General features: G+C 45.1%; 6 protein-coding genes. 5 read left to right on the forward strand and 1 reads right to left on the reverse strand.

The features are described from left to right. Nucleotides 1-186: 186 nt before the first annotated feature. Nucleotides 187-948 (reverse strand): PEP-CTERM sorting domain-containing protein, encoded by a 762-nt coding sequence (locus tag O9324_RS13790; protein WP_288140472.1) that lies wholly within the window; start codon nt 946-948, stop codon nt 187-189. A 333-nt stretch (nt 949-1,281) separates the two neighbouring features. Between O9324_RS13790 and O9324_RS13795 the strand changes: the two genes are divergently transcribed. From O9324_RS13795 to chlG, 5 genes are all read left to right on the forward strand, one after another. Beyond that, complete coding sequence (locus tag O9324_RS13795; RefSeq protein ID WP_002789013.1) at nt 1,282-2,178, forward strand: ABC transporter permease; 897 nt, start codon at nt 1,282-1,284, stop codon at nt 2,176-2,178. A gap of 94 nt (nt 2,179-2,272) precedes the next feature. After that, nucleotides 2,273-2,605 carry a hypothetical protein gene (locus O9324_RS13800; protein WP_288140473.1) on the forward strand — a complete coding sequence of 111 codons (333 nt, stop codon included), beginning with the start codon at nt 2,273-2,275 and terminating at the stop codon, nt 2,603-2,605. Nucleotides 2,606-3,024: 419 nt separating this feature from the next. After that, nucleotides 3,025-3,216 (forward strand): cytochrome b6f subunit PetP, encoded by a 192-nt coding sequence (gene petP, locus O9324_RS13805; RefSeq protein ID WP_002742483.1) that lies wholly within the window; start codon nt 3,025-3,027, stop codon nt 3,214-3,216. A 22-nt stretch (nt 3,217-3,238) separates the two neighbouring features. Beyond that, nucleotides 3,239-4,315: a Get3/ArsA fold putative tail anchor-mediating ATPase NosAFP gene (locus tag O9324_RS13810; RefSeq protein ID WP_002766587.1), complete on the forward strand. Its 1,077-nt coding sequence runs from the start codon at nt 3,239-3,241 to the stop codon at nt 4,313-4,315. A 6-nt stretch (nt 4,316-4,321) separates the two neighbouring features. Then, complete coding sequence (chlG, locus tag O9324_RS13815; RefSeq protein WP_287627818.1) at nt 4,322-5,302, forward strand: chlorophyll synthase ChlG; 981 nt, start codon at nt 4,322-4,324, stop codon at nt 5,300-5,302. The last annotated feature ends 295 nt before the right edge of the window (nt 5,303-5,597 follow it).

Here is a 5,597-nt window from a genome sequence, read left to right on the forward strand (position 1 = left end):
CGCGCTTCCTACCTCGTCTCCTACCTCGTTCCAGGGTTCTACCTGGGAACGCTATTTTCAGGTTCTACCTGAAGAATAATATATTTAAATTAGGCAGAGCCTAAATATTTGGTTACAAGGTTCTACCTTGTAACCAGCGAAAGAGAAAACGGGTTTCTCAAAGAAACCCGTTTTCTGAAATGGCGCTTAAGTGCCGCTGCCGCCCCCAGTAAGCCTAACAGCACTCCCTAGCATTAAACCGCCCAGGGTGATAAAACCAAGAAGGCTAGAGGGTTCGGGGACGCTGACTGCTGGAGTCGGAACTGTCAGTACGGTTGAGATTCCATAGAACTGGTATACTTCAGAACCTGACTTAACGGATTCGTTGATCCACCCTGACCCCAGGAAAGCGCCCGCAACACCGACGATAGCGACATTAGACCCGATCGCCCCTCCACAGCACCCGACCGTACCATCATCCGAGGTTCCAGACCATACGAAAGTAACACCTACGGATTCTTGGGGAGTGCGATCAATGCCGGTTAATATGCTGCCATCCCAGAGATCGGCATTATTGTTGGCAACCCGGTTGCCATCTATGAGATAGATCGGAACACCCGTACTCGATGGATTAGTACCTGTATTATCACGGGCAGCGACTGAATCCGTAGAACCGATCACCTTCCATTCGATCGTATTAGGGTTAAATCCTGCCGCATTTAAAGCCACATCGAGAGCCGTATCAATCCCTGGGGTTCCTCCTCTGGCATCATTGGTAACAAATTTATTGTAGTCGTCGATGTTGGTGCTTGTTGCATCCCGTGTGCCGTCAGTAACAAACGCCAAACGATACTGATCGCCTGGATTCAAGCCGGGGGGTACGACCACCAAAGCAGCTTGTGCCGCACTAGCCGTTACCAGAGTCGCAAGGGCAACTCCAGAAACAATTCCGAGTTGTTTTATTTTCATGAAAAGAAAAGGGTTAATGGTAAATGATTTGAGTGCGTGACATTTAGATTTGGGTTAAGCGATAGGGCAACCCAAAACAATGACAAGCGAATGCTCAAAGACAAAATACACACTTCCCCCCCCCGCATTGTATCAAAAGCTACAATTTAATAAATATTTACATTCCTTTCCCCCAGGGCTTGCGCCTCTTGTATATTGGAGAAGTGGTAGGGTGTAAGCCCTTTTTTCGAGAGGATTTGCTGATCACCGGGACCCCAAGAGAGCCATCTGATCACTGATAAACTGTTGACTATCTAAATTACCCGTTAAGACTGCATTAGAGGTAAATATTTCATGAGCCAAACGATCACACCTTCTTCCTTAAAAGCTAGTTTAGCCCCCAATCCCACTAGAGCAGCAACGGTGGACGATGGGGGAAATGTGCTAGGGGAATTTCTGCAAGAAACTCTGGCCATGACTAAACGTCTGTTCATCCAATTACAACGTCGTCCTTCAACCCTAATCGCGGGGGTAATTCAGCCATTTATGTGGCTGATTTTATTCGGGGCATTGTTTTATAATGCTCCCCAAGGTCTATTCGGCAACGATCTCAGTTATGCTAAATTTCTCGCCCCCGGGGTGATTGTCTTTACCGCTTTTTCTGGGGCTTTAAATGCCGGTTTGCCGGTAATGTTCGATCGAGAATTTGGCTTTCTTAACCGTCTCTTGGTAGCACCTTTAACCACTCGTTACTCGATCGTGGCCGCTTCTACCATCTATATTATCGCCCTCAGTTTCATCCAAACCGCCTCGATCGTGGCCGCTAGTGCCTTTTTAGGGGCCGGATTGCCTAGTTTAGCCGGATTAGGTGCGATCGCTTTGATTGTTTTCCTAATAGTTTTGGGTATGACTGCCTTAAGTCTCAGTTTAACCTTTGCTCTCCCCGGACATATCGAATTAATCGCCGTCATTTTTGTCACCAATTTACCGCTTTTATTTGCCAGTACCGCCCTCGCTCCCTTAAACTTTATGGCAGATTGGTTAAAAGTAATCGCTAGTCTCAACCCTCTCACCTATGCGATCGAACCGATCCGTTATATTTATTTCAATCAGCACTGGTCTTTTGATAGCATAGTCTTACAAACCCCTTGGCTTGACCTCAATTTCTTGACAGTTTTAGCCCTGCTCTTAGCTTTTGATCTGCTAATCCTTTTAGCAATTCAGCCCTTACTTCGTCGTCGTTTTGCTTAAATCAGTTATCAGTTATCAGTTATCAGTTCACTGAAAAGCCTGTAACTTTCTCAAAACCAAAAACTAGATAATTTTCTGAGGAGTTAGTTAGATTATGAATACTCAAAAAATGTTGATCAAATCGTCTTTATTTCTAGCTACTATTTTATTAGTCGGGGCTGGTTTTAATCGGCAAGTGTTAGCTCAAAGCTTGAACCCCAGTCAGCCGGATTATCAAAAAAATGAACGTAGTTCCGATGGCAGGGATGCTCTCGGTGGTTTTAATCCTCTAGACTTGATTCATAATAGTAATTTTCGCCGTAGCCGGGACGGATCGGAGTTTCAGGAAGATACTCGCAATAATATCAACGAAGCGGCCGAGGAGTTTAAACGCAAGCAAAGAGAACAACTGGAAAATCTGCAAAATTCTGCCCCAGAAACCAAATAAAACCCCTTTTTTGAGTAGTTAGACACAATTAATCGCACATAGGTAGGTATTGAAAACTTTCAGATGCCCCCCTTATTAGGGGTAGATCCCCCCGCCTATCGGCACCCCCCTTATCAAGGGTAGATCCCCCCGCCTATCGGCACCCCCCTTATCAAGGGGGGCAGGGGGATCGAACCTAAAATCCATTTTTAATTCAATTATAACCAGCTACTTATCTAACTACCTCTTGCCTATTGCCTATTGCCTATCCTAACCAAGAGGTTGATTTTGTCCTATTGCTTAGTATATATGATTGCTAAGTACAGATGATCTGAGAAAGAGCAGTAACCGAAGATCATTGGGGGGTTTATCTTAGACGAATTTATATTAAACTTAGGATTGGTTTATTGAATTATCGTCTTATTAAAACTGTGGAAGTAATGGAAATCGGGCAAAAAGTCAAGGTCTGTCGCTTAAGAGACCGCGTTAACTCGGACGTAGCGGGTAAATTGGGTAAAGTGGGTGTCATCAAAAATTTTAAGATGACCGATGGCAGCGGTGTTGGTGCTGTTGTCCAGTTCGATGATAAGACCGCTACTTGGTTTTTTGAAGATGAACTCAAACTCATCTAAATATAACGCTTAGGAATTAATTATGTCCTTAATTTTGACCTTTTTGGGCAAGGGGGGCAGCGGTCGCAGTACAATAGCGATCGCTTCGGCAAAGAAAATGGCTGGTCTGGGGTCAAAAGTTCTCTTGATCGGTCAAGATTCTAGTCCCGCTTGGGGATTACTACTCAAGGCCTCCCCTAGCTCCTCTATTACCGAAATTGCCCCCAATCTCGCGGTTATCCAGCTTAATAGTACCCATTTACTAGAAAAAAGTTGGGAAGAAGTCAAGGAATTAGAAAAGCAGTATTTGCGTTCTCCCACCTTGAAAAATGTTTATGGTCAAGAGTTGGGCATTTTACCCGGAATGGATCAAGCTCTAGCCTTAAATTTCCTGCGCGAACAGGATAAAAGCGGAAATTACGATGTCATCATCTACGACGGCAGCGGAGATATCAACAGTCTGCGAATGTTAGGGATTCCAGAGGTGGGCAGCTGGTATTCACGGCGTTTTCGGCAGGTTTTCAGCGATTCCGAGATTGGTCGCACCCTTTCTCCCTTTTTCCAACCAATCGCCGCTGCCGTGCTGAATTTCTCCTTTAATCCCAACGATTTAGGGCAGAAGGGCGATAATAACATCCTAGACGAGGGGCGCTCCGCTTTAGCTAATCCTCGGCGAGTTTTAGCCTATCTAGTCACCAATGATGATCCAATTACGATCGCAGATGCCAAATATCTTTGGGGTGGGGCGCAGCAAATCGGTTTAAATGTGGGGGGAGTGATTTTTAATCGCTGTCAGAGTGCTACGGAGGATTTTGCTCCGCTGCCGGCTGCGATTTTACCCGACCGTCAAGGAGAAGATTGGCAGGAGTTAATCGCCGAGTTACCCAATTTTCTCACGGTGCAGCCGCCCAAACCGTTAATAATCGATACGGCAGCCGGTCAGGTCAAGGTTTATTTACCCGGATTCGAGAAAAAACAGGTAAAACTGACGCAATCGGGTCCAGAATTAACCATCGAAGCCGGGGATCAACGGCGTAATATTGATGTACCACCGCCTCTGACCGGACGAGCGGTAAAAGGGGCCAAATTCCAAGACGGTTACTTAATTATTTCTTTTTAAGGGATTATGTCGAACACCGAGATAGAAAACAAGGATAATCGAGGCGCAAAAACTCGCCAATTATTGGGCATGAAAGGGGCCTCATCGGCAGAAACTTCCCTCTGGAAAATCCGCTTACAATTGATGAAGCCGATTACTTGGATTCCTCTAATTTGGGGGGTTGTCTGTGGGGCTGCTTCATCGGGGAATTATACTTGGTCTTTAGAAGATGTCTTAAAAGCGGCCACCTGTATGTTACTTTCCGGTCCATTGATGACTGGTTATACCCAAACTTTAAATGATTTTTACGATCGAGAAATCGATGCAATTAATGAACCCTATCGTCCAATTCCTTCGGGGGTAATTTCTATTCCGCAAGTAGTCGGTCAGATTTTGGTTTTATTAGCAGGTGGGTTAGGAATATCTTATCTGCTCGATCGCTGGGCCGGTCATGATTTCCCGCTCATGCTCTGTTTAACCCTATTTGGTTCTTTTATTGCCTATATTTATTCAGCACCGCCTTTAAAATTAAAACAAAATGGTTGGCTGGGAAATTATGCCCTCGGTGCCAGTTATATAGCCTTACCTTGGTGGGCAGGTCACGCCCTTTTTGGTCAGTTAAATTGGACAATTATGATCTTAACCCTCATCTATAGTCTGGCGGGTTTAGGCATTGCTGTAGTTAACGACTTTAAAAGTGTGGAGGGTGACGAAAAATTAGGCTTAAAATCCTTGCCAGTTATGTTTGGAATTACCACCGCAGCTTGGATTTGTGTGATTATGATCGATGTTTTTCAAGCAGGAATTGCTGGCTATCTGATTAGTATTCATCAGAATCTTTATGCCGCTATTTTACTGTTATTAATTATCCCTCAGATCACTTTCCAAGATATGTATTTTCTGCGGGATCCGCTCAAAAATGATGTCAAATATCAAGCCAGCGCCCAGCCTTTCCTAGTGTTAGGAATGTTGGTGACAGGTTTGGCTTTAGGTCAGGGGATACTCTGAAGATTGTAGTTAATAAAAACTGTAAATATCCAGTTTATTAGGACATAATCGCCTTGAATTGGGCTTCTGTTTACGGTAACTTGATCCGTCAAGAGGGGAGAAAATAGATTTTGAGTTCGATCCCCCCTGCCCCCCTTGATAAGGGGGGTGCCGAAGGCGGGGGGATCTACCCTTGATAAGGGGGGTGCCGATCCCCCCTTAATCCCCCCTTGATAAGGGGGGTGCCGATCCCCCCTTAATCCCCCCTTGATAAGGGGGGTGTCTAAAGGTTTTTAATATCCACCCACTTAGTATT

The organism is Microcystis sp. LE19-84.1B (assembly GCF_027531875.1).
Taxonomy (GTDB): domain Bacteria; phylum Cyanobacteriota; class Cyanobacteriia; order Cyanobacteriales; family Microcystaceae; genus Microcystis; species Microcystis panniformis.

Coding starts and splice junctions, on each gene's coding strand:
- O9324_RS13800 (WP_288140473.1), top strand. CDS start 2,273: ATGAATACTCAAAAAATGTTGATCAAATCGTCTTTATTTCTAGCTACT.
- O9324_RS13810 (WP_002766587.1), top strand. CDS start 3,239: ATGTCCTTAATTTTGACCTTTTTGGGCAAGGGGGGCAGCGGTCGCAGT.
- O9324_RS13795 (WP_002789013.1), top strand. CDS start 1,282: ATGAGCCAAACGATCACACCTTCTTCCTTAAAAGCTAGTTTAGCCCCC.
- chlG (WP_287627818.1), top strand. CDS start 4,322: ATGTCGAACACCGAGATAGAAAACAAGGATAATCGAGGCGCAAAAACT.
- O9324_RS13790 (WP_288140472.1), bottom strand. CDS start 948: ATGAAAATAAAACAACTCGGAATTGTTTCTGGAGTTGCCCTTGCGACT.
- petP (WP_002742483.1), top strand. CDS start 3,025: ATGGAAATCGGGCAAAAAGTCAAGGTCTGTCGCTTAAGAGACCGCGTT.